This is a genomic window from Streptomyces sp. NBC_01232, assembly GCF_035989885.1.
Taxonomy (GTDB): Bacteria; Actinomycetota; Actinomycetes; order Streptomycetales; family Streptomycetaceae; genus Streptomyces.
The window spans coordinates 6,439,548-6,463,474 of record NZ_CP108518.1; the positions used below are offsets into that span (position 1 = coordinate 6,439,548).

The window sequence follows — 23,927 nt, forward strand, 5'->3', positions numbered from 1 at the left end:
GGCCGCGTCCCACGCTCTGTGCAAGGAGTGCTGTGCGCATGTCCAGACTGTCGCAACCCCCGCAACCACCGTCGTGGCACGGGCCGCACCCGGACCCGCACCCGCACCCGCACCCGGGACCGTACGGACAGCCGGAGCCGCCCCGCCGGTCGCACGGCGTCCGGCGGGGCGACTCCGCCGCCGTGGCGTTCGTCCTGTCGATGTGCCGGGCGATCCGCCGGATCCCGCTGATCCCGGGCGGCATCACCCTCTCCGCGCGCCACCGTCGGCGCAGGGGCGGCGGCCCGGCCTTCGCGCCCGCCGCCGTCCGCAGCGCGGTCCTCGTGGTCGTACTGTCCCTCGGGCTCCTCGGAGCGGCGGACGCCGCCGGCGCCCTGTCGAAGCGCGACAGCGGTGGCCGGGTCGCCGGCCCGGTCTTCGGCGACGTGGCCGACATCGAGGTGGGCGACTGCTTCGACACCGAGGAGGAACTGAAGACCGAGGACGTGGACGGCAAGGCGCCCCCTTCGGTGGACACCGTGCCCTGCACCGGGCCGCACCAGTCGGAGGCGTACGCCGTCTTCGACCTGAAGGACGGGCCGTACCCGGGCAAGGAGAAGATCATCGCGATCGCCGACAAGCGGTGCGCCGGCAAGGAGTTCACCGACTACGTGGGCGACGACGCGAAGCTCCCGAAGACCATGGAGATCTACTACTACTATCCGACCTCCGAGGGCTGGAGCTCGGACGACCACGAGGTCACCTGCTTCCTCGGTGACACCAGCGGCTCCAGCACCGGCTCGGTCCGCGCCACCGGCTCCTGACCCGTCCCGCAGGCCGGATCGGGCCTGAAATCCGGCCACATGCGGGAAGCGGGCCATTATGAGGTGACCGGTCCGCGATGACCGATTAGTCTCGCGATCATGGTGGACATCCGTGACGTACCCGAGTCCGACATCGACCGCGCTCTGGAGCTCGCGTACCTGGTCTTCCACGACCGGCCCGAGAAGGAGCTCCGGGAGAAACACCACGCGCTGCTCGCGAGTTGCGACCGGATCGGCGCCTACGACGGCACCACCCTGGTCGGCTTCATGGCCGCTTACGACTTCCGGCTCTCCGTGCCCGGGGCGGATCTGCCCTGCCCCGGGCTCACCTTCGTCTGCGTCGCCCCCACCCACCGCCGGCGCGGCGTCCTCACCGGCCTGATGGCCGAGATGCTCGGGCGCACCGCCGCCGCGGGCAGCCCGATCGCCGCCCTCTGGGCCTCCGAGGCCGCCATCTACGGCCGGTTCGGCTACGGCAGCGCCACCACCGGCGCCACCGTCGAGATCGACTCCACCCGTCCGCTGGCCCTGCGCATCGACCCGGACCGGCGCCCGCTGCGGCTCCTCGACCCGGAAGAGGCCCTCGCCGTGATCGGGCCCTTCCACGAGGCCGCCCGCGCCGGGCGGGCCGGCCGCCCCACCCGCAGCGAGCAGCGCTGGCGCGACGAGTGGCTCGCCGAACAGGACGAGGAGGACGAGGAGCTGAGCCCGCCGCGGATCATCGTCCTGGGCGACCTGGACGAGCCGATCGCCGGATACGTCCTCTACCGCACGAAGCCGGAGGACGACGGGGGCGGGGCCGGACGATCCCGCGTCCCGGGCCTGGTCCGGGTCGACGAACTGGAGGCCGAGACCCCGGCGGTCGCCGCCGCGCTGTGGGAGTGCGTGGCCTCCCTCGACCTCACCGGAAAGGTCTCGGCGTGGGGCCGCCCGCTCGACGACCCGCTGCTGCACTTCGCCGCGGACCGGGACCAGGTACGGGTCACCGCCCAGTTCCCGGCGCTCTGGGTGCGCCTGGTCGATGTGGGCGCGGCGCTGGCGGCGCGTTCCTGGGCCGCGCCGGTGGAGGTGGTGCTGGAGGTGCACGACGTACGGCTGCCCGCGAACGCCGGGCGCTTCCGCCTCGAGGCGGGGCCGGGCGGGGCGACGTACGAGCACGCCGACTCCGCTGCCGACCTGGCCCTGGACGTACGCGAACTGGGCGCCTGCTACCTCGGCGGGACCCGGGTCGGGGAACTCGTCGCGGCCGGGCTCGTACGGGAGCACACGCCGGGCGCGGCGGCGGCGCTGGATGCGGCCCTGCGGACGCCCGTACTGCCGCACACGAGCGACGAGTTCTGACGCACGGCGGCGGTGGCGGCGGGTCGGGGGAACGGACCGCCCCGCCGCCGGGATCAGGCCGACATGGAGATCCGGGCGGCCGCCATGCCGAAGCCGGGGCCCAGGATGCGGGTGGACAGCAGGTCGGGCTGCGGGTGCAGGTCCTCCGAGCGGTAACGGCGGATCTTCTCGTGCCAGTTGAGGATGCCGGCGTGCCAGTCCTTCAGCTCGCCCACGTACGCGTCCAGGGCCTCCCGGGCCTGCGGGCCGAGCTTCCAGTCGTCATAGAGCAGCGGGAGCTGGTTGGCCACGATGTGCTCGAACTCCTCGGTCCGCCGGGTCATCAGCTCATGGCAGATGTGCAGGGCCTGCGGGTAGTCGACGTCGAAGAAGTTCCGTGTGACCAGGATGTAGTTGTGGACCTCGCCCTCGACCTCCACCTCCTTCTGGTAGGAGTAGATGTCGTTGATCATGCAGGCGGCGTCCGCGACCGCGTTCTCCAGTGAGCGGATGGTCCCGGAGGCGTAGATCTCCTCGGGGATGCCCCGGCCCAGGTGCCCGAGACGGCACAGGTACATCGTGAGGTGGCTGCCGAAGGTGTGGCGGCGCATCTCCGCGTAGTCCACCGGGTCCGGGATGCGGTTCTGGATCTGGTTGTCCACCTCCCACACCCAGCTCTCCAGCATGTTCACCAGGGTCGCCCGGAACTCGGTGCGCTGCCCGGCGGACATGCCGGCGCTGGTGCGCACCCACAGGTCGCCGAGCGCACGCTCCATCGCGGTGACCGGCTCCGGCTGTCCGGCGTGGTCGACCGGGATCATGGCGATGAGGCGGGCGGTGGTCGCCTTGGCCGCCGGAAGGTTCCTGCCCTGGGCGAAGACCACCGGGTAGTAGTCGTCCCCGTACGTGCCCCAGGTCAGCCAGCAGGCGTTGAGGGCCAGCTCCTGCGGCGTCGCGTCGGGATCGATGCCGGCCGAGCAGAGCGCGAAGTCGAAGCCCCGCAGCCGCTCCTCGGTCCAGATCGCCGAGCCCGGGTCACCGGGCTGCGGGTCCAGCAGGCCCATGCGCCGGGACCAGGCCACGGACTCCTCGCGTGCGTGGGCCAGATGCGGGCTGAGGGAGAGCCGGTGCGGCATGTGGATCTCGGGGACGACGGAGGGGCCGGTGCGCTCGAAGGGGACGTGGGAGAAGGAACGGCGGCGCAGTTCCATCGAGCGCCGGGTGAACACGGACCGCAGGTCGAGCGCGGTGGTGCCGAGTCCGGTCGGCAGGAAGGGCAGCGTCGCCGGGGCGGTGGGCCGGGCCTCCTTGTTCATGTAGCGGCTGGAGACCATGTGCCACTCGTGGCCGCCGGACTGCCAGTCCTGCAGGCCCTTGGCGTAGGCGAGGACGGCCGTGATCTCCGCCGGGTCGAGCGTGTGGTCGGCGATGAGCTGGGGGAGCTCGTGGAGCGCGGTCTGCTCGAACTGGTGGAGGCGGGAGGTGAGCAGGTCGTTGGAGGCCTCGGCGGCCTCCTGGGTGGTGCAGCCGAGGAAGGTCTCCAGCACCAGGACGGCGTTGGAGAGTTCGCCCTCGTGGGTGACCTCGCGTTCGTAGGAGAAGATGTCGTTCCTGATGTGCACGGCGTCGGAGAAGGCGTCGCGCAGCACGCCGAGCGCACGTGAGTGCGCGACGCGTGCGGGGACCTCGGCGGACACGTACTCGATCAGGCCGGCCGACCAGGGGGCGCCGCCGACCTTCCGGCGCATCTCGATGTACTCGAGGGGGTTCGCCACGCGCCCGATGTTGATGTTGGCGAGCTCCCACATCGACTCGTCGAGGAGGTTCTTCGTGGACAAGGAGAACCGTTCCCGCCAGTGGGCTGACATGGCCGGGACGGTGCGCGCCCAGAGGTCGGCGAGCCCCGCCTCCACCGGGTTGGTGGGCTCGGGGAAGCCGGCGGACAGGTCCATCGGCATGAAGGCGGCGAGCCGGTCGAGGTAGGCCTTGGCGCCGTCGCGGTCCTGGGAGCGCTTGAACATCTCCAGGAAGTGGTCGTCGAAGAAGAACACCCACACGTACCAGTCGGTGACCAGTGCCAGCGCGTCGCGGTCGCAGTCGGGGTGGGTGTACGAGCAGAGCAGGGCGTAGTCGTGCGAGTCGAGGTCGCTCTCCTCCCAGACGCCGGAACCCTCCAGCATCCCGAAGTCGCGCGCCCACTGCTTGGTGTGGGTCCGTGCGTGCTCCAGGTGGGGGTTCAGTCGTGCCGGATAGGGCACATAGAAATCCGGCAGTTGGAACGGCTGCGTCACGGCGGGGTCGGCCTTTCGTCCATGGGTACGGGACACCGGTCGCCCCGGTCCCCCGCACGAGATCAGCAGTGCCTTACCCCTGGTACGCATGGGACAAGGGTGATTTCACCGCATCAGGTGACGGACGGATCGTTCCGCGGTGCGGGGCCCTGCCGAACGCTAGAGGCCGTCCTCGCGGAATACGGAACCATGTGGCGAGGGATGAGGAAGCCTTGCCGCGACCTCCGCGCAGAGTGACCGTGCCCTGTTGAGGCCGCTCGTCCGGCTTGCGCTTCGGTCGGAGCCACGGGGTGTCGGAGCGTGGGGTGATTGTCGGATTGGGTTAGGTTTGCCCCGATATTCGTTTCGGGATTCCGAGAGGGACGCTCATGGCGATCGATCTGGACAAGGTGCTCGACAAGGCGTGGGCCGACAAGCCGCTCGCCGAGGTGCTCGCGGCTCCCGTTGCCGCGCTCAAGGGCGTCAGTGACGAGGACGGCAAGCTGCTGCACGAGGCGTTCGGGGTCAAGACCGTCGCCGACTTCGGGCAGCTGAAGTACGTCCGCTGGGCGCAGGCGCTCGTCGCGCTGAACCAGACCGTCAAGGCGTAGTACGCAGTACCGGGTTCGCGCTGCTCGGGGTGCGCGGGCCCGCATGAGGAAAGCCGTCCCCCTCACCCTTCGGCAGGGTGAGGGGGACGGCCTGTGTGCGGGGCGTCAGCGCTGGAGGGCTACTCCGACTCGCCCTCCAGGTTGCCCTCCGTGTCCAGGTAGACCTGGCGGAGGGATTCGAGGATCTGCGGGTCCGGCTTCTCCCACATGCCGCGGGACTCCGCCTCCAGCAGGCGCTCCGCGATGCCGTGCAGGGCCCAGGGGTTGGCCTCCTCCAGGAAGGCGCGGTTCGTCGGGTCCAGGACGTACGTCTCGGTGAGCTTGTCGTACATCCAGTCCGCGATCACGCCCGTCGTCGCGTCGTAGCCGAAGAGGTAGTCCACCGTCGCCGCGAGCTCGAAGGCGCCCTTGTAGCCGTGGCGGCGCATCGCCTCGATCCACTTGGGGTTCACGACGCGGGCCCGGAAGACGCGCGACGTCTCCTCGACCAGGGTGCGGGTCTTGACCGTCTCCGGGCGGGTGGAGTCGCCGATGTAGGCCTCCGGGGCGGTGCCGCGCAGGGCGCGGACCGTGGCCACCATGCCGCCGTGGTACTGGAAGTAGTCGTCCGAGTCCGCGATGTCGTGCTCGCGGGTGTCCGTGTTCTTCGCCGCGACCGTGATGCGCTTGTAGGCCGTCTCCATCTCGTCCCGGGCGGGGCGCCCTTCCAGGCCCCGGCCGTACGCGTAGCCGCCCCACACCGTGTAGACCTCCGCGAGGTCGGCGTCCGTGCGCCAGTCGCGGGAGTCGATCAGCTGGAGGATGCCGGCGCCGTACGTGCCCGGGCGCGAGCCGAAGATACGGGTGGTGGCCCGGCGCTCGTCACCGTGCTCGGCCAGGTCCGCCCGGGCGTGGGCCCGGATGAAGTTCTCCGAGTCCGGCTCGTCCAGCGATGCCGCCAGGCGCACCGCGTCGTCCAGCAGGCCGATCACGTGCGGGAACGCGTCGCGGAAGAAGCCCGAGATGCGCAGGGTGACGTCGATGCGGGGGCGGCCCAGCTCGTCGAGCGGGATCGGCTCCAGGCCGGTGACGCGGCGCGAGGCCTCGTCCCAGACCGGACGGATACCGAGGAGGGAGAGTGCTTCCGCCACGTCGTCGCCCGAGGTGCGCATCGCGCTCGTGCCCCACAGGGACAGGCCCACGGAGGCGGGCCACTCGCCGTTGTCGGTGCGGTAGCGGGTGAGGAGGGATTCGGCGAGCGCCTGGCCCGTCTCCCACGCCAGGCGCGAGGGGACGGCCTTGGGGTCGACCGAGTAGAAGTTGCGGCCCGTCGGGAGCACGTTGACCAGGCCGCGCAGCGGGGAGCCGGACGGGCCCGCCGGGATGAACCGGCCGTCCAGGGCCGCGACCACGTGGGTGATCTCGTCCGTGGTGCCGGCCAGGCGCGGGACCACCTCACGGGCCGCGAAGGACAGGACCGCCGCGACGTCCGCCGGGTGGTCCGCCGCGACCGAGGCCACGGAGTCGAGGGACCAGTTCGCGTCCTCCATCGCCCGGACCAGGGCGCGGGCCTGCTCCTCGACGGCGTCAGCCGAGGTGCGGGTGGCCTTGGACTCGTCGAGGCCGAGCGCCTCGCGCAGACCCGGAAGGGCCGTCGTACCGCCCCAGATCTGGCGGGCGCGCAGGATCGCGAGGACCAGGTTGACCCGGGCCTCACCGGTCGGCGCGCCGCCCAGGACGTGCAGACCGTCGCGGATCTGGGCGTCCTTGACCTCGCACAGCCAGCCGTCGACGTGCAGCAGGAAGTCGTCGAAGCCGTCGTCGTCCGGGCGCTCCTCCAGACCGAGGTCGTGGTCGAGCTTCGCGGCCTGGATCAGGGTCCAGATCTGGGCGCGGATGGCCGGCAGCTTCGCCGGGTCCATCGCCGAGATCTGGGCGTACTCGTCCAGGTGCTGCTCCAGGCGCGCGATGTCGCCGTACGACTCCGCGCGCGCCATCGGCGGCACCAGGTGGTCGACCAGGGTGGCGTGCACGCGGCGCTTGGCCTGGGTGCCCTCGCCCGGGTCGTTGACCAGGAACGGGTAGATGAGGGGCAGGTCGCCGAGCGCGGCGTCGGGCGCGCACGCGGCGGACAGGCCCGCGTTCTTGCCCGGCAGCCACTCCAGGTTGCCGTGCTTGCCCAGGTGGATCATCGCGTCGGCGCCGAAGCCGCCGTCCTCGGCGCGCGCCTGGATCCAGCGGTACGCGGCCAGGTAGTGGTGCGAGGGCGGCAGGTCCGGGTCGTGGTAGATCGCGATCGGGTTCTCGCCGAAGCCGCGCGGCGGCTGGATGAGGATCAGCAGGTTCCCGCGGCGCAGGGCGGCGAGGACGATGTCGCCGTCCGGGTTCGCCGAGCGGTCCACGAACATGTTGCCCGGGGCCTCGCCCCAGTGCTCGGTGACGCTGTCGCGCAGTTCGGCCGGGAGCTCCGCGAACCACCGCTTGTAGTCGGCGGCCGGGATCCGGACCGGGTTGCGGGCCAGCTGCTCCTCGGTCAGCCAGTCCTGGTCGTGGCCGCCGGCCTCGATCAGGGCGCGGATCAGCTCGTCGCCGTCGCCCGAGACCAGACCCGGGATGTTCTCGGTCGGCCCGAAGTCGTAGCCGCCCGCGATGAGCGTGCGCAGCAGCTCCACGGCGCTGGCCGGGGTGTCGAGGCCGACCGCGTTGCCGATGCGCGAGTGCTTCGTCGGGTACGCGGAGAGGACCAGCGCGACCTTCTTGTCGCGGCGGTCGATGTGCCGCAGGCGGGCGTGGCGTACGGCGATCCCCGCGACCCGGGCGGCCCGCTCGGGGTCGGCCACGTAGGCGGGCAGGCCGTCCTCGTCGATCTCCTTGAAGGAGAACGGGACGGTGATCAGACGGCCGTCGAACTCGGGCACCGCGACCTGCGTGGCGGCGTCCAGCGGGGAGAGGCCCTCGTCGTTCTCCTCCCAGGCGGAGCGCGACCCGGTCAGGCACAGGGCCTGCAGGATCGGCACGCCGAGACCGGCGAGCGCGCCCGCGTCCCAGGACTCGTCGTCGCCGCCCGCCGAGGCGGTGGCGGGCTTGGTGCCGCCGGCCGCGAGGACGGTGGTGACGACCGCGTCGGCCGACTCCAGCGCCGCGATCAGCTCGGGCTCGGGCGTGCGCAGGGAGGACACGTACAGGGGCAGCGCCTGGGCGTCGTGGGCCTCGATCGCGTCGCACAGGGCGTGCACGAAGGAGGTGTTGCCGCTCATCTGGTGGGCGCGGTAGTAGAGCACGGCGATCCGCGGGCCCTCGGTGCGCTGCGGGGTGCGCTCCAGAGGGCCCCAGGTGGGGGAGGCGGCCGGGGGTTCGAAGCCGTGGCCGGTCAGCAGGACGGTGTCGGAGAGGAACCGGGCCAGCTGCTCCAGGTTGGCGGGGCCGCCGTGCGCGAGGTAGCCGTGGGCCTCGGCCGCGATGCCGATGGGGACCGTGGAGGCCTCCATGAGCTGGGCGTCCGGGGCCTGTTCGCCGGTCAGGACGACGACCGGGCGGGTCTGGCCGGGGGCCAGGAGCACGTCGAGGCCGTCCTGCCAGGCACGGAGGCCGCCGAGGAGGCGTACGACGACCAGGTCGGCCCCGTCGAGGAGGCCGGGGAGGTCGTCGAGGGGAAGACGGGAGGGGTTCGCGAACCGGTACGGGACGGGGCCGTCCGCCGTGTTCGCTGCGCGGGCGCTGAGCAGATCGGTGTCGGACGTCGACAGCAGCAGGATCATGCGGCGGCAGGCCTTCCTCGGGGTTTCCGCGCCCCGGGCAGTGTGAGGACAGCGGGAGTTCCTGACTCACCCCGTGGTGCGGGATCGCTCCGCGGGGTTCACAGTGGCGGGACCGCGCCGGAATCGCACCGGGCTTCCTCCCATGTCGCCGTCCTCGGCGACGGCGGGCCGTGTGGTCCGCCGGAAGGTCATCTTAGGGGGCGGGTGGCTGCGGCCGGGGTGGCGGGTGGGGTGCGGTCGTGAGGTCCGGTGTGGTCCGCCGGGTGCGGCGCCGCTGCCGGGGCTCTGCCCCGGGCCCCGCGCCTCAAACGCCGGCGGGGCCGGAAGGGCTGGCTTCGCCCCGGGCCCCGCGCCTCGAACGCCGGCGGGGCCGGAAGGGCGGCGGGGCCGGAGTCGCTGGTCGGGGTGGTGACGGACACAGGTCGGGGGGTCGTAATCGTGGGTATGCTCGCGGCCATGCCCCAGCCCCCCTCCGCCGCATCGCGGGACGAACCCGTCATACGGGAGCGTGGTGACGCCTGCCCCGGTGCGCTGCGGCTGCACGCTGCGGACGACGGGTTCCTGGCGCGGGTCCGGCTGCCCGGCGGGCTGCTCACCGCGGCGCAGGCCTCGGCGTTGGCGCTCGCCGCCGACCGCTTCGGGGACGGACACCTCGAGCTGACCTCGCGCGGCAACGTGCAGCTGCGCGGCCTGGCCGACGGGTGCGGCGCCGGCCTCGCGGAGCTGCTGGACGGGGCCGGGCTGCTTCCCGCGCCGAGCCACGAGCGGGTACGGAACATCGTGGCCACGCCGATGTCCGGCCTGGCGGAACCCGGCGGCCCGGACCGGCCCGACGCGCTGGCCTGGGCCATGGAGTTCGACCGGCTGCTGTGCGCCGGCCCCTGGACGGCCGCGCTGTCCGGGCGGTTCCTGTTCGCCTTCGACGACGGGCGCGGCGACGTGGCGTCGCTCGGCCCGGACGTGACCGCCCTCGGCCGCCCCGGCGGCCGGGCGCTGGTGCGGCTCGGCCGGGCCGCCGACGCCGTGGAGCTGGCCGGGCCGGACTCTCCCCGGGCGGCGCTCGCAGCCGCCCGGTACTTCCTCGACACCGCCGCCGAAGCCGGCACCCAGGCCTGGCGGGTGTCCGAACTGCCTGCCGAAAGCCCCCTGGAGACGGTCGAGTTCGCCCGGCGCCTGGAGGCCGATGGCATCGCCGCCGCGCCCACCGCCGGCGCCGTGGACTGGCCGTACGCGGCGCCGCCCCGGCCGTGGGGCCCGGGCCGGCACGGCCGGTCCGCCCTCTGTGTCCTGCCCCCGCTCGGCCGGCTCGACTCGGCCCAGTGGCGGGTCCTCGTACAGGCCGCGGAGGAGGGGAGCGGCCGGCTGCGCGTCACCCCGTGGCGCAGCGTCGTCCTGCCCGCGGCGGGCGCCCGCGCCGCCGCCTTCATCGAGGACGCCGGGCTGGTCCTCACCCCCGACAGTCCCTGGCAGTCCGTCACCGCCTGTGCGGGGCAGCCGGGTTGTGCGAAATCCCTTGCGGACGTACGCGCCGACGCGCGGGCCGTCGTCGACCGGGCACGGGGGCAGCTGCCCGTGCACTGGTCCGGCTGCGAGCGCCGCTGCGGGCACCCGCGCGGCACCGCCTGGGTGGATCTGGTCGCCACCGGACCCGGATACCGGATCACCGCCCCCGGCCAACCCGTACGGCACGACGTACGGCCCCCCGAACTTGCCGCGGCACTCGCGGACGCCCGCACCGACCCCGACGTAGTGAAGAAATGAGCGAGTACACCGTGTTTGAGTACGAGAAGGACGGCGCGGCCATCTACCGCCAGTCCTTTGCCACGATCCGCGCCGAGGCGGACCTCTCCGCGCTGCCCGACACGGTCGCCCAGGTCGCGGTGCGCATGATCCACGCCTGCGGAATGACCGACCTCCCGCAGGACCTCGGGTACACCCCCGAGGTCGTGCTGCGCGCCCGCGCGGCGCTGGAGGCGGGTGCGCCGATCCTGTGCGACGTGCAGATGGTCGCCAGCGGTGTCACCCGTAAGCGGCTGCCCGCGGGCAACGACGTGATCTGCACGCTCTCCGACCCGGCCGTACCGGAGCTCGCCGCCAAGATGGGCACCACGCGCAGCGCCGCCGCCCTCGAGGTCTGGCGCGACCGCGGCCTGCTGGAGGGCTCGGTCATCGCCGTGGGCAACGCGCCGACCGCGCTGTTCCGGCTGCTGGAGATGATCGAGGAAGGCGCCCCGCGCCCCGCCGCCGTCATCGGGGTCCCCGTCGGCTTCATCGGCGCCGCGGAGTCCAAGGACGCCCTCGCCGCACACCCCTCGGGCCTCGACCACCTGATCGTGCGCGGTCGGCGCGGCGGCAGTGCCATGGCCGCCGCAGCCGTCAACGCCATTGCGAGCGTGGCCGAATGAGCGGGACGAGCGGCATCGCCAAGGGCCGGCTGTACGGGGTCGGGCTCGGCCCCGGCGACCCGTCGCTGATGACCCTGCGCGCCGTCGAGGTGATCGGCGAGGCGGATGTCGTGGCCTACCACAGCGCCCGCCACGGCCGTTCCATCGCCCGTTCGATCGCCGCGAAGCACCTGCGCGCCGACCACGTCGAGGAACCGCTGGTCTACCCGGTCACCACCGAGACCACCGACCACCCCGGTGGCTACCAGGGCGCGATGGAGGAGTTCTACGAGGCCGCCGCGGCCCGCCTCGCCGCCCACCTGGACGCCGGCCGGACCGTTGCCGTGCTCGCCGAGGGCGACCCGCTCTTCTACAGCTCGTACATGCACATGCACAAGCGGCTCGCGGACCGGTACGAGACGGAGGTTGTCCCCGGCGTCACCTCCGTGAGCGCCGCCGCCGCCCGGCTCGGCACTCCGCTCGTGGAGGGTGAGGAGGTGCTGACCATCCTTCCCGGCACCCTGCCCGAGGAGGAGCTCACCGCCCGGCTCGCCGCCACCGACTCGGCGGTGGTGATGAAGCTCGGCCGGACCTTCCCCGCCGTGCGCGCCGCGATGGAGAACAGCGGCCGGCTCGCCGAGGCCCGCTACGTCGAGCGCGCCACGATGGAGGGCGAGCGCACCGGCCGCCTGGCCGAGACCGACCCGGAGTCCGTCCCGTACTTCGCCGTCGCCGTGGTCCCCAGCCGCATCGGCAACCCGGGCAGCGTGCCGTCCGGCCCCGGCGAGGTCGTCGTCGTGGGCACCGGCCCGGCGGGCCCGCTGTGGCTCACCCCGCAGACCCGGCGCGCGCTGGCCGACGCCGAGGTGCTGGTCGGCTACACCACCTACCTGGACCGGGTGCCCGTCAGGCCGGGCCAGGTCCGGCACGGCTCCGACAACAAGGTGGAGTCGGAGCGCGCCGAGTTCGCCCTCGACCTCGCCCGGCGCGGGCAGCGGGTGGCCGTGGTCTCCGGCGGCGACCCGGGTGTCTTCGCCATGGCCACGGCGGTCCTGGAGGTGGCCGGGCAGGCCGAGTACAAGGACGTGCCGGTACGGGTCCTGCCGGGGGTGACCGCGGCCAACGCGGCGGCCGCCGCGGCCGGCGCCCCGCTCGGCCACGACTACGCGACCATCTCCCTCTCGGACCGGCTCAAGCCCTGGGAGGTCATCGCGGAACGGCTGCGCGCGGCCGCCGCGGCCGACCTGGTGCTCGCGCTCTACAACCCCGGCTCGCGCAGCCGGAACTGGCAGGTGGCCCAAGCCCGCGAGCTGCTGCTGGAGCTGCGCTCGCCCGAGACCCCGGTGGTCGTCGCGCGCGACGTGGGCGGCCCCGAGCAGTCGGTGCGGATCGTCACGCTCGCCGCACTGGAGCCGTCCGAGGTGGACATGCGCACGCTCCTGCTGATCGGCTCCTCGCAGACGCAGGTCACCGAGCGCGCGGACGGTTCGAGGATCACCTGGACGCCGCGCCGCTACCCGTGACCGGGTGAGGCGGGGCGCAGCGATGCGGGAGGAGGGCCCGGTGCGACGACGCACCGGGCCCTCCTCCGTCCTCCGTCCGGTGGCCGCTCAGCCGGATCCGGGCGCACCGCCCGCCGCCGGCGCCGCCTCTGCCGGGCCGCACGCCAGGCGGAACAGCACGTTCGGGCGCAGCGGTCCTTCGGGGGCGTCGGGGTCGTCGAAGTCGTCGGCCGGGTTCCGGGTCATCCCGATCTTCCGCATCACCGCCTGGGAGCGGAGGTTGCCGGCCGTCGTCACGGCGAGGATCTCGGGGAGCCCGAGCGTGCCGAAGCCGTGGGCGAGGACCGCCCGCGCGGCCTCGGTGGCGTAGCCCAGTCCCCAGGAGGCGCGGGCGAGCCTCCAGCCGATCTCCACCCCGGTGAACGGCAGGCCGTCGTCCACGTCGTCCATGCCCGCGAAACCGATGAACTCACCCGTGGCCCGGACCTCGACGGCCCACCAGCCGTAGCCCCGCCGGTCGAAGGCGGCCCGGAACCGCTCCATGGAGGCCTCGCTCTGCTCACGGGTGAGCGGGTCGCCCAGGTGCTCCCGGACCTCCGGATCGGCGTTCATCGCCGCCCAGGGATCGAGGTCGGAGTCCCGCCAGGGGCGCAGGACGAGGCGTTCGGTGTGCAGTTCGGTCATGCCGCCCACCCAACGCGACCCGCCCCCAGCAGGCAATTCCTTTTCCCCGAGGCAGAACCGGACCTACTGGCGGCTCACACCGAGCCAGTCCTGGGCGGCCTCGACCGAGCCCGTTTCCGGCACGCCCTGCGGGACCGCCGGGCGGCGTACGACGAGGACCGGGATGCCGGCCTCGCGGGCCGCGGTCAGCTTGGGGGCGGTGGCGGAGCCGCCGCTGTCCTTGGTGACCAGGACGTCGATCCGGTGACGGGCCAGCAGTTCGCGCTCACCCGCCAGGCCGAACGGGCCCCGGTCCAGCAGTACTTCGAGGCGCGGCGGCACCGGCGCGGCCGGCGGGTCCACCGAACGCACCAGGAACCAGGTGTCGGTGAGGTGCGCGAAGGTGTGCAGGCCCATCCGGCCGGTGGTCAGGAACGCGCGGGAGCCGAGGCCGGGCAGCCGGTCGGCCGCCTCGGCGAGGGAGTCCGCGAAGGTCCAGTCGTCGCCCGGCTCCGGCGTCCAGCCGGGCCGCCGCAGCGCCACCAGCGGGACACCGGTGAGGGCCTGCGCCTCGGCCGCGTTGAAACTCATCCGCTCCGCGAAGGGATGGGTGGCGTCGACGACGTGCGTGACGTCATGGGCGACGATCCAGCCCGCGAGGCCCGCGATGCCGCCGAAGCCGCCGATGCGGGTCTCGCCGGGCGGGAGCACGGGTGAGGTGACCCGGCCCGCGAGCGAGGTCGTCACGTGGCACGAGGGGTCGGGTGCCAGCGCCTCCGCGAGCCGGCGGGCCTCCGTCGTGCCGCCCAGGATCAGGACGTGGTGGGCCGGGAGGGGGCCCGGCTCAGCAGACATGCCGGTCGCGCTCGGGGGAGTAGAGGTGGCTGTCGCGGAACTGCTCCGCCCCCAGGGTGCGGCCCACCAGGATGACGGCGGTGCGGACCAGGCCCGCCTCCTTCACCTGGGCGGCGATGTCGGCCAGGGTGCCGCGCAGGATCAGCTCGTCGGGGCGGCTGGCCATGGCCACCACCGCCACCGGGCACTGGGCGCCGTAGTGCGGCAGCAGCTCGTCGACGACCCGGTCCACGTAGCGGGTGGCCAGGTGCAGCACCAGCAGCGCGCCGCTGCGGCCCAGCGTGGCCAGGTCCTCGCCGGGCGGCATCGGGGTGGCCTGCTGGGCGATCCGGGTCAGGATCACCGTCTGGCCGACGGTGGGGACGGTCAGTTCCCGCTTGAGGGCGGCAGCCGCCGCGGCGAAGGCCGGGACGCCCGGCACGACCTCGTAGGGGATGCCGGCCGCGTCGAGCCGCCGCATCTGCTCCGCGACCGCGCTGAAGACCGACGGGTCGCCGGAGTGCAGCCGCGCCACGTCCTGGCCCGCCGCATGGGCCCGTACGCACTCGGCGATGATCTCGTCCAGGTTGAGCTGCGAGGTGTCCACCAGCCGGGCGTCCGCCGGGCACTCGGCCAGCAGTTCGCGCGGCACCAGGCTGCCCGCGTACAGGCAGACCGGGGCGGCGGCCAGGGTCCGGGCACCGCGCACCGTGATCAGGTCGGCGGCGCCGGGGCCCGCACCGATGAAGTACACGGTCATGTTTGATCCCTTTCCTCGGTCGGCCCGGCGGCCGACCCGTCCGACTTCGTCACCGACCACTGGGTGACCGGCATCGCCTGCTTCCAGCCCGTGAAACCGCCGACCGGCACGGCGTGCGCGACGGCGAGTTTCACCAGGTCGCCGCCGTGGCGCCGGTAGCGCTCGGTGAGCACCGCCTCCGACTCCAGGGTGACGGTGTTGACCACCAGCCGGCCGCCGGGGGCCAGGGCGGCCCAGGCCGCGTCCAGCAGGCCGGGAGCGGTCAGCCCGCCGCCTATGAACACGGCGTCCGGGGCCGGCAGCCCGGCCAGTGCCTGCGGTGCGGCGCCGACGACCACCCGCAGGCCGGGTACGCCGAGCGCCGCCGCGTTACGGGCGATGCGCGAGGCCCGCTCCGGGACGCGCTCCACCGCCACCGCCCGGCACGAGGGGTGCGTGCGCATCCACTCGATGCCGATGGAGCCGGAGCCGCCGCCGATGTCCCACAGCAGCTCGCCGGGGGCCGGGGCCAGCGCGCACAGGGTCGCGGCCCGGACGTGCCGCTTGGTGAGCTGCCCGTCGTGTTCGTACGCGGCGTCCGGCAGGCCGGGGGTCGCGCCGAGGCGCGGTGCGTCGTGGGCCGGGTCCCGGCGGCAGTCGATCGCCACCACGTTCAGCGGGTCGCCGGGCGCGTGGTCCCAGCCGTCGGCGTGGCCCTCGTACGCGTCCTCGCGCTCGGACCCGAGCTGCTCCAGCACCCGCATCCGGCTCGGGCCGAAGCCCCGCTCGCGCAGCAGGGCGGCGATCTCGGCCGGGGACCCCGCCCCGGCGCTGAGCACCAGCACCCGGCGCCCTTCGTGGAGCGCGGCCGCGAGCCGGGCCACCGGACGGCCGACCACGGTGATCACCTCGGTGTCCTCCACCGGCCAGCCCAGGCGGGCGCAGGCGTAGGAGACCGAGGAGGGGTGCGGGTGGACCCGCAGGGACCGCGGGCCGAGCTCCTCGGCGAGGGCGCGGCCGATCCCGTAGAACATCGGGTCACCGCTGGCCAGCACCGCGATCCGGCGGCCGGCGTGCTCGGCCATCAGCTTCGGCACGGCGGGCCGCAGCGGGCTCGGCCACGCCACCCGCTCACCGGCGCACTCGGCGGCCGGCAGCAGATCGAGCTGGCGCGGCCCGCCGATCAGCACCTCGGCGCAGGACAGGGCGGAGCGGCCGGCGGCGGTGAGCCCGGCCCAGCCGTCTGCACCGAGGCCGACGACCGTCACGGGTATGGGGGGCGGCGGGGTGCTCACTGCGCGGTTCCTCGGGGACGGGGTGGGGAAACAGGGCGGACCCGCAGCCTACTGGCCTGCGGATCCGGGCTCCGCGCCCGCCCTCGCGACACTCCCGTGGCCGCCCCGGTCTACCCTCGGTGACCCACCGCTTCACGAGGGAGCCGCCATGCCCGGCTGGAACGCCACGCACATCCCCGACCAGAGCGGCCGGACCGCCGTCGTGACCGGGGCCAACAGCGGTATCGGCTACATCACCGCCCGCGAGCTCGCCCGCCGCGGCGCCTCGGTCGTGCTGGCCTGCCGCAGCGCGGCCCGCGGCCGGGCCGCCGTGGTCCGTCTGCTCGCGGAAGTGCCGGGAGCCGAGGCCGAGTTCATGGAGCTGGACCTCGCCGACCTGGCCTCCGTACGGGAATTCGCCGCCGCGTACGGGAGACGGAGCGCCCGCCTGGACCTGCTGATCAACAACGCCGGGGTGATGGCGCTCCCGTACGGGCGGACCGCCGACGGGTTCGAGACGCAGTTCGGGGTCAACCACCTCGGGCACTTCGCCCTGACCGGACTGCTGCTGCCGAGGCTGCGCGCCGCTCCCGGGGCCCGCATCGTCAACGTCTCCAGCGGCTTCCACGTGCTGGGCCGGATCGACGCCACCGCGGCGGACCCCGCCGACCCGGGCGGCGGACAAGGGTACCGGCGCTGGATCGCCTACGGCCGCTCCAAGACGGCCAACCTGCTCTTCACGCACGAGCTGTCCCGCCGCTTCGAGGCCGCGGGCTCCCCGATCACCGCCGCCGCGGCCCACCCCGGCTACGCCTCCAGCAACCTCCACTCGGGGGCGGCGAAGCTGGAGGGTCCCACCCTCAACTCGCGGGTGGCGGCGCTCGGCAACGCGGTCCTCGCCCAGCCCACGTCCTCGGGCGCGCTGCCCACCCTCTACGCGGCCACCGCGCCCGGGGTCCGGCCGGACGCGTTCATCGGCCCGCGGCTGGGCTGGCGCGGGGCGCCCGCGCGGTCCTGGCGGGCGAAGTGGACCCTCGACGACGGCTCCGGCGAGCAGCTGTGGGCCGCCTCCGAGAGGCTGACCGGGGTCTCGTACGCCGCCCTGCCGCGCTGACCGGGCCGAAGGGGCGCCCCGAAGCGAGTCCGTCCGCCCCCGGGTTGCCTCCGGGCGCCCCGGCTCGTGCCTGCCCCGGGCGCCCCTCTCGCAGCAGACTCTGCGACATGAACGACGACGAGCCGGACAACCACCCAGAAGGCCATACCCGTCGCGCCCGTCACACCCGTCATGCCTGCCGCGCCCCTCACCGCCGGGAACCCGGCCCGGTCAGACGGGGTCCGGGCGCAGGGAACGCCAGATGTGGTCGGGGAGGTAGCGGGCGGCCTCGGTGAGGTCGATCTCGTAGGTACTGGACAGCCAGCGCCGCGCAGCCTCGGCGAGCGGGCCCATGACCAGTACCTCGACCACGGGAGCCGGCAGCGGGGCGAGCTCGCCCCGCTGCATGCGCACCTCCAGCCACTGCATGATCGCCGCGAACTTCTCCGCCTTGGCCGCGCCGATCTCCTCGGCGTGGGCCACCAGGTAACCGGAATAGGCGGAGGCGTGCAGGAACAGCGCCACGTCACGGTGTTCCTGAGTGAAGGTCAGATAGGCCGTGACCCACGCGCGCACACCGGTGCGGGCCGTGCGGCACCGGGTCAGCGCGGCGACCATGTCGTCGCACAGCTCGTCCATGCACCGGATGTAGAGGGCGGCGGCGAGGCCGTCGAAGCTGCCGAAGTGGTGGTAGAGGCTGCCGAGGCTGACCCCGCTGGCGGAGACCACCGCGTTCACGGTGAACCCCTGCTGGCCGGACTCGGCGAACACCCGCAGCGCGGTGGTCAGGAGCAGGTCGACGGTGGCCTCGCCACGCTGTTGCTTTGGAGACATGGTGCGGTCCCGTCGGTGTGTTCCCGGTGCGTCCCGAAATCGGTGCCGACGAGCCTAGCAACTCCCGGAAACCGGAAGACCTTTCCGAAAGGGCACTCCAGGGCGTGATCGGCAGGACACCCTCTAGTGTCCTGAGTCGGTAATTCGTCGGCAGTACGAGGCGAGGGATTCGAGGATCTGGTCGGCGGTCTTGGTCCAGATGAACGGCTTGGGGTCTTCGTTCCATGAGTCGATCCAGGTGCGGATGTCCTTCTCCAGCGCCTGGACCGACTTGTGGACTCCTCGCCGTATCCGCTTGTTCGTCAGTTCGGCGAACCACCGCTCGACCAGGTTCAGCCAGGACGAGCTGGTGGGCGTGAAGTGCATGTGGAACCTGGGATGGGCCAGCAGCCACTTCTTGACCGCCGCGGTCTTGTGGGTCGCGTAGTTGTCGCAGATCAAGTGGACCTGGAGTCCGGCAGGGATCTCCTTGTCGAGCTTGTTCAGGAACTTCCTGAACTCCTCGGCCCGGTGCCGGCGATGAAGGGACCCGATCACCTTGCCGGTGGCCGCGTCGAAGGCCGCGAACAGCGTGGTGGTGCCGGCGCGGACGTAGTCGTGACTGGCCCGCTCGGGCACCCCGGGCATCATCGGCAGCACCGGCTGGGACCGGTCCAGTGCCTGGATCTGCGACTTCTCGTCCACACACAGCACCAGCGCCCGCTCAGGCGGATCGAGATACAGCCCCACCACGTCATGGACCTTGTCGACGAAGAACGGGTCCGTGGACAGCTTGAACGTCTCGGACCGGTGCGGCTGCAACCCGAAAGCCCGCCACACCCGGGAAACGGTCGACTGCGACAACCCGGTCTTCTTCGCCATCGACCGGGTCGACCAGTGCGTGGCGTTCTCCGGCTTCGACTCCAGCGTCCGGGCGATCAGATCGGCGACCTGCTCGTCCATCACCGTGCGGGGCCGGCCCGGACGCGGCTCGTCCGGCAACCCGTCGAGACGGTCCGCCAGGAAACGCTTACGCCACTTCGAGACGGTGCCGCGGGACACGCCGACCCGTTCCATCACCACACGCGTCGACACGGGAAAGCCGTCCTCCCCGACATCGTCACAGGCCAGAATCACACGGGCCCGCATCGCCATGTCCTGCGCGGACTTACGCCGCCGCACCCAACCCTCCAACACCGATCGCTCAGCATCAGTCAGATCCAGCGGCGCAAGCTTCGGTCCCGGGCGCGTCATGACTCAACTATACGGAAATTTAAGACTCAGGACACTAGGGCTTGGTGGAGCGCTCGTACAGGGCGCGGACGCCGTCGCCGAAGCGGACGCTGTACGAGGTCTCGTCGTCCCCGCCCCCGTCGCGGCCGCCGATCACCCCGATCAGGGTGCTGCGGTCGGTCAGGACCGGGCCCCCGCTGCTGCCGTTGGGCACGTCCGCGCAGTCCAGCCGCACCTGCGTCGGCCCGGCCGGCACGGCGGTGTTCCGGCACTCCAGCGGCTGCTCGGAGATGTTCGGGTAGCCCACGACCCGGGCCGGCGCGGGCAGTTCGGTGCCGAAGCCCATGGTCTGGGCCCCCGTGACGTCCTCCAGCCGCTGCCCGGGGTAGCCGGGCCGGCGCAGCCGGACGAAGGCGATGTCGTGGTCGGGGTCCTGGTCCCGCGTCCAGCGCGGGTCCACCTCGATCCGCGTGGGCACCCAGACGCCGAACGGGGCCACCCCGTCCCGGTAGCCGGGGGCGAAGGCGAGGTTGGTGCGGAAGCCGCCGCCGTACACGCAGTGCGCGGCGGTGGCGATGAGGTCGCCGCCGGGGGAGTGCACCACGACGGCCGAGCAGTGGTGGTCGGGGTCGCCGTCGCCGCCGGGGGAGAAGAGCGCGCCGATCGCGGGCTCGGCCGGGGCCGGCCGGGCCTCCAGCGGGTCGGAGGGCTGCCATCCGGTGCGCCGCCAGTTCACCGAGCCGCCGTCGGCGAAGGCCCTGCCGTCCGTCGGCTGCTCCAGTTCCTCCCGGACGATCCCGTCCAGCACCGCGGCCGCCGTCCTGTCGGCGCGCTCGGGGTCCTGCTGGTAGATCCCCCGGGCCGGATCGCCGTCCGCCCGGTTGGCGGCGATGCCGCGCAGCTCCCAGGCGACGAATCCGACGCCCGCGAGGACCACGGTGCACAGGAGGCCGACGGCCACGGAACCCCGTGGGGCCACCCGGCCCCGCTCCCGTTCCCGCTCGTCAGCCTTGCCGACCATGTGCTGCTCCCCGCCCCAGACGCTTTCCGACTCTTCGTTCGATGGGGGAGCAGTGGTCGGGGTTCCGGGCGGGGGACGTGTCCGTGCTCACAGCCCCCGCCGTCCGTACCCCGCCTGCCGAGACGTTCTCCACGTCCCGTCCCGCGCGTGGACGCCGAACTCGGCGTTCCATGGCCCCTGTTACCCCCGCCGGGCTATGGTGCCGGGCGGGGGACGACTGCGCGAGGGGGGCGGGGCTGCGATGCGTTTTCTCTTTGTCCACGGCACGGGGGTACGGCGCGAGCGGCACGACAGGCTGTTCGCGCTGGTCCGGCAGCGGCTCACGGCCGGATTCCCCGGAACGTCCGTCGAGTCCTGCTACTGGGGCGACCGGTTCGGCGCCACCCTCGGCGCGGGCGGCGTCTCCGTCCCCGGACTGCGCCCCGGCCCGCAGCACACCGACGCGCCCGACCCCGCGGACGCGGAGACGGCCGAGTGGGCGCTGCTGCTCGCCGACCCGCTGTGCGAGCTACGGGTCCTGGCCGAGGCGGGGTGGGAGGGCGCGGCCGGCGATGACCGGTACGACGGGGACGACGGGGACGACGGGGACGACGGGGACGATCCCTTCGCGATGCCCGGCGTGCAGTCGGCCGGGGCCCGGGTGCTCGGGCTGCTGGAGGACCTGCCTCCCGAGCCGCCGCGCACCGGGGACGAGCTCGGCGCCCTGCTGCACGGCACCGGCCTCGCCGCGGACTTCGCCGCCGCCCTGGACTGCGTCATCCGCTCCGCCGAAGCCGCCCGGGCCGGGGCGCGTGCCACCGGCGAACCGCAGGCCCGCGAGGTGGCCACCGCCCTCGCCCGGGCCGTGACCGCCGCCACCCTGACCGCCGCCGTCGCCGCCGACGAGGCCGACTGCACCGGAGCCGAGCGCGACCGCCTCGTCGAACTGCTCACCACCCGCCTCGGCGGCGACGGCCGCGTTCCCGGCGCCCGCGCGGCCGCCGTCCTGGGCCGGCTGGCCCAGCGGGTCACCACCCAGCCCCTGCTCAACGCCCGGCGCGGCTCCCTGACCGTCGGCGCCACCCCCGTGCTCGGCGACATCCTGCGCTACCAGTCCCGCGGCCACGAGCTGCGGGAGTTCCTGCACGCCCGGATCACCGCCGCCCCGGGACCGACCGTACTCATCGGCCACAGCCTCGGCGGGATCGCCCTGGTGGACCTCCTCACCCTCGCCGCCGCCCGCGGCGAGGCCGTCCCCGGGGCGGAACTGCTGGTCACGGTCGGCTCCCAGGCCCCGTTCCTCCACGAGCTCGGCGCGCTGACCGCGCTCGAACCCGGCGCGAAACTCCCGTACGGCTTCCCGCGCTGGCTCAACGTCTACGACCGCCACGACGTGCTCTCCTACCTCGCCGGGCCGGTGTTCCCCGGCGACGCCCGTGTCACCGACCACGAGATCCGCAGCCGGCAGCCCTTCCCGGCCTGCCACAGCGCCTACTGGAAACAGGACGCCCTCTACGAGCGGATCGAACAGGCGGTGGCCGAGGCGGGGATCGGGTGAATCCCGCCGGCCTCCTGCCCCCGGCCCTCGGCCCGCAGCGCACCTTCGCACTCGTCGCCGGGGTCGAGCGCTACGACATCAGCCCCCGCTGGAACCTGCGCGGTCCGGCCCGCGACGCGCTGCGCTTCGCCCGGTGGCTGACCGGCCCCGGCGAGGTGCCGCCCGGCAACGTACGGCTGCTGCTGTCGCCGCTCGACGAACCGGGTGACCTCGACTGGACGGACTCCCCGGCGATGACCGCCCTGCGCACCGCGTACCGGCCGGCGACCGAGAAGCACGTCAAGCAGGCGCTGCTCGAGGAACTCCCGGACTGCGACGGCGACCTGCTGTGGATCTTCTGGGCCGGACACGGCTACCTCGGGCCGCACCAGGAGCTGATGCTGCCCTGCGCCGACGCCAGCACCAAACTGATCAGACACCTCAACCTCGACTCGGCGCTGCGCTGGTGGCGCACCGACCTCGTCAAACAGCGCCGCTTCCCGCTGCAGGCCGCACTCGTCGATTCCTGCCGGGTCCACGCGCCGCGCGACGGCCGGCTGAACTTCGGCAACAACGACTACGGCGGCGGAAGCTGGGTCCCGGGCCGACGGCAGTTCCGGCTCTACGCCTCCCGCGAGGGCGAGGTGGCCCAGAACGATGCCGAGCGCGGAGCGGGCCGCTTCACCGAGGCCCTGCTCGGCGAACTCGGCGGCAGGTCGGTTCGGGAGAGCGTCGGCGGGCTGCCCGGCGCCGCCCTCAGCATCCACCGCACCTTCCAGGAGCTGCGCGAGCGCGGCGAGGGCTGGCAGCTGCCGCAGTTCATCGTGGACCGCAACTGGGACGCCTGCTCCTTCCTCGACGACGAGCCGTCCGGGGCCGGACCGGCAGGGGCGGCCGGGGCCGCCCGCCTCGACCAGGTGGCCTGGGACGGGCTCGGCGATCTGTTCGAGGGCCGCGAACTGCCGCGCTGCGCCTACGAGGCCTACGCCTGGGCGTTCAAGGTGGCGGGCTGCACCACCCCGGCGCGCGGCGGCCTGCCCGCGGGCGGCCTGCTGGAGGTGGTCCAGGACCTGGACGAACGCCAGGGCGGGCACGGCGGGATGCCGCTGGCGGTGCCCTTCGTACGCTTCCTCGCGGACCGGGCCGCCGCGGCCGGCGACGCGAGGTGGGCGCCCCGGCTGCTGGACTGGGTGCGCGCCACGCGCGAGCGCCTCGCCCTGCCGGTGCTGCCGCCGCCCCCGCCACCGGCCCGCCGCAGGATCCTGCACGTCCGGCTGGAGGCACCGCCGGGCGGGGAGTCCGGCTTCCTGGCCCGGATGTGGCTGCGGGGCGAACGGACCGAACACATATGGGAGTCGGAGGGGCGGCCCGTCGCACTGGACGAGGTCCGGGAGGAACTCGTACGGCAACTGACCCTCGTCGCAGGCGCGGCGGACCACGCCGCGGTGGACCGCGTCGAGTTCCACGTGCCCTACGAGCTGCTGGACGCCGACTTCGACCAGTGGCCGGTGCCCCGCGGACCGGCCGGCCGGCTCCGCGCCCTCGGCCTGCTCCACCAGGTGGTGGTGCGCTGCCCGCAGGAGCGGACGGACACGCGCGCCGAGTGGCACGCCACCTGGCGCTGGCTGCACGACCGGGGCGGCCGGCACCGCGACGCCGTACGGGTCGTGACGGACGCCGAGGTCACGGACATGCTCGGGATGGAACTGGCGGCGGGGCCGGAGCCCGCCTGCGTGCTCGCGCACACCACGGCCGCCCCGCACGCCGGACTGCTGGAGGCCGTGCTCGAAGGCGGCCTCCCGGTGGCCGTGTGGCGGCGCGGGGGCGGCCCGCCCGCGCCCGCCCTCCTCGAACTGCTGGCCCCGGCCGGGCCGGACGGCCGCCCCGACGCGGGCGCACTGGACGTGTTCACGCTGCCCGCACGCGTGCGGGAGGTGCGCCGGGCGGCCGCGAGCGCCGCCGCGGGCGCTGCGCACGCCTGTCAACCTCCCGCGGGGGGAGACCGGTTGGTGCTCCTGTGGGACGATCCCGACGACGTGCCGGGCCTCCGGTCCCTGGCCTGACCCCGATCACCGATCACCGATCACCGACCACAGACCGCCGACGGACGGCGA

General features: G+C 73.6%; 18 protein-coding genes and 1 riboswitch. Of the genes, 9 read left to right on the forward strand and 9 right to left on the reverse strand.

The annotated features are described in order from the left end of the window. Positions 1-38 precede the first annotated feature (38 nt). Positions 39-803: a septum formation family protein gene (locus OG444_RS29745; protein WP_327265074.1), complete on the forward strand. Its 765-nt coding sequence runs from the start codon at positions 39-41 to the stop codon at positions 801-803. Between the two features lie 99 nt (positions 804-902). Next, positions 903-2,144: a GNAT family N-acetyltransferase gene (locus tag OG444_RS29750; RefSeq protein WP_327265075.1), complete on the forward strand. Its 1,242-nt coding sequence runs from the start codon at positions 903-905 to the stop codon at positions 2,142-2,144. Positions 2,145-2,197: 53 nt separating this feature from the next. On the opposite strand, the gene OG444_RS29755 is transcribed toward OG444_RS29750, so the two are convergent. Next, positions 2,198-4,414, reverse strand: coding sequence for a terpene synthase family protein (locus OG444_RS29755; RefSeq protein WP_327266974.1), 2,217 nt, complete (start codon positions 4,412-4,414; stop codon positions 2,198-2,200). 368 nt (positions 4,415-4,782) lie between these two features. Between OG444_RS29755 and OG444_RS29760 the strand changes: the two genes are divergently transcribed. Next, positions 4,783-5,004, forward strand: a complete 222-nt coding sequence (locus OG444_RS29760) for a hypothetical protein (RefSeq protein WP_030390548.1) — start codon at positions 4,783-4,785, stop codon at positions 5,002-5,004. Positions 5,005-5,123: 119 nt separating this feature from the next. Here OG444_RS29760 and cobN read toward each other — a convergent pair whose 3' ends face one another. Continuing rightward, a complete protein-coding gene (gene cobN / locus OG444_RS29765) occupies positions 5,124-8,741 on the reverse strand; it encodes a cobaltochelatase subunit CobN (RefSeq protein ID WP_327265076.1) in 3,618 nt (1,205 codons plus the stop codon). Between the two features lie 55 nt (positions 8,742-8,796). Further along, a riboswitch (cobalamin riboswitch) is annotated at positions 8,797-8,902 on the reverse strand. Between the two features lie 295 nt (positions 8,903-9,197). On the opposite strand from cobN, the gene OG444_RS29770 reads away from it, so the two are divergent. The 3 genes from OG444_RS29770 to OG444_RS29780 are packed head-to-tail and all read left to right on the forward strand — an operon-like array spanning position 9,198 to position 12,648. Then, positions 9,198-10,502, forward strand: coding sequence for a cobalamin biosynthesis protein CobG (locus OG444_RS29770; RefSeq protein ID WP_327265077.1), 1,305 nt, complete (start codon positions 9,198-9,200; stop codon positions 10,500-10,502). After that, positions 10,499-11,146, forward strand: a complete 648-nt coding sequence (locus OG444_RS29775; RefSeq protein ID WP_327265078.1) for a precorrin-8X methylmutase — start codon at positions 10,499-10,501, stop codon at positions 11,144-11,146. Before OG444_RS29770 ends, OG444_RS29775 begins: the two co-directional genes overlap by 4 nt. Beyond that, the gene (locus tag OG444_RS29780) at positions 11,143-12,648 is read left to right on the forward strand and encodes a precorrin-2 C(20)-methyltransferase (protein ID WP_327265079.1); all 1,506 of its coding nucleotides are present in this window, start codon (positions 11,143-11,145) and stop codon (positions 12,646-12,648) included. Before OG444_RS29775 ends, OG444_RS29780 begins: the two co-directional genes overlap by 4 nt. Before the next feature lie 87 nt (positions 12,649-12,735). On the opposite strand, the gene OG444_RS29785 is transcribed toward OG444_RS29780, so the two are convergent. From OG444_RS29785 to cbiE, 4 genes are all read right to left on the reverse strand, one after another. Next, entirely contained in the window at positions 12,736-13,311 is a 576-nt protein-coding gene (locus OG444_RS29785) for a GNAT family N-acetyltransferase (RefSeq protein ID WP_327265080.1), read from the reverse strand. A 63-nt stretch (positions 13,312-13,374) separates the two neighbouring features. Next, entirely contained in the window at positions 13,375-14,145 is a 771-nt protein-coding gene (locus tag OG444_RS29790; protein WP_327265081.1) for a cobalt-precorrin-6A reductase, read from the reverse strand. Beyond that, positions 14,135-14,884, reverse strand: coding sequence for a precorrin-4 C(11)-methyltransferase (gene cobM, locus OG444_RS29795; RefSeq protein WP_327265082.1), 750 nt, complete (start codon positions 14,882-14,884; stop codon positions 14,135-14,137). The genes OG444_RS29790 and cobM overlap by 11 nt, the downstream gene beginning before the upstream one ends. Next, complete coding sequence (gene cbiE / locus OG444_RS29800; protein ID WP_327265083.1) at positions 14,881-16,158, reverse strand: precorrin-6y C5,15-methyltransferase (decarboxylating) subunit CbiE; 1,278 nt, start codon at positions 16,156-16,158, stop codon at positions 14,881-14,883. Before cbiE ends, cobM begins: the two co-directional genes overlap by 4 nt. Positions 16,159-16,306: 148 nt before the next feature. On the opposite strand from cbiE, the gene OG444_RS29805 reads away from it, so the two are divergent. Then, positions 16,307-17,251 carry an oxidoreductase gene (locus OG444_RS29805; RefSeq protein WP_327265084.1) on the forward strand — a complete coding sequence of 315 codons (945 nt, stop codon included), beginning with the start codon at positions 16,307-16,309 and terminating at the stop codon, positions 17,249-17,251. A gap of 210 nt (positions 17,252-17,461) precedes the next feature. Here OG444_RS29805 and OG444_RS29810 read toward each other — a convergent pair whose 3' ends face one another. From OG444_RS29810 to OG444_RS29820, 3 genes are all read right to left on the reverse strand, one after another. Next, positions 17,462-18,064: a TetR/AcrR family transcriptional regulator gene (locus OG444_RS29810; protein ID WP_327265085.1), complete on the reverse strand. Its 603-nt coding sequence runs from the start codon at positions 18,062-18,064 to the stop codon at positions 17,462-17,464. A 123-nt stretch (positions 18,065-18,187) separates the two neighbouring features. After that, on the reverse strand, positions 18,188-19,297 hold the full coding sequence (locus OG444_RS29815) for an IS630 family transposase (protein WP_327264443.1): 1,110 nt from the start codon (positions 19,295-19,297) through the stop codon (positions 18,188-18,190). 34 nt (positions 19,298-19,331) lie between these two features. After that, positions 19,332-20,297, reverse strand: coding sequence for a trypsin-like serine peptidase (locus tag OG444_RS29820; protein WP_327265086.1), 966 nt, complete (start codon positions 20,295-20,297; stop codon positions 19,332-19,334). Positions 20,298-20,538: 241 nt separating this feature from the next. Here OG444_RS29820 and OG444_RS29825 point away from each other — a divergent pair, with 241 nt between their 5' ends. Together OG444_RS29825 and OG444_RS29830 are read left to right on the forward strand one after the other, a co-directional pair. Then, positions 20,539-21,834: a hypothetical protein gene (locus OG444_RS29825; RefSeq protein ID WP_327265087.1), complete on the forward strand. Its 1,296-nt coding sequence runs from the start codon at positions 20,539-20,541 to the stop codon at positions 21,832-21,834. Continuing rightward, positions 21,831-23,876: a VMAP-C domain-containing protein gene (locus OG444_RS29830; protein ID WP_327265088.1), complete on the forward strand. Its 2,046-nt coding sequence runs from the start codon at positions 21,831-21,833 to the stop codon at positions 23,874-23,876. The genes OG444_RS29825 and OG444_RS29830 overlap by 4 nt, the downstream gene beginning before the upstream one ends. The last annotated feature ends 51 nt before the right edge of the window (positions 23,877-23,927 follow it).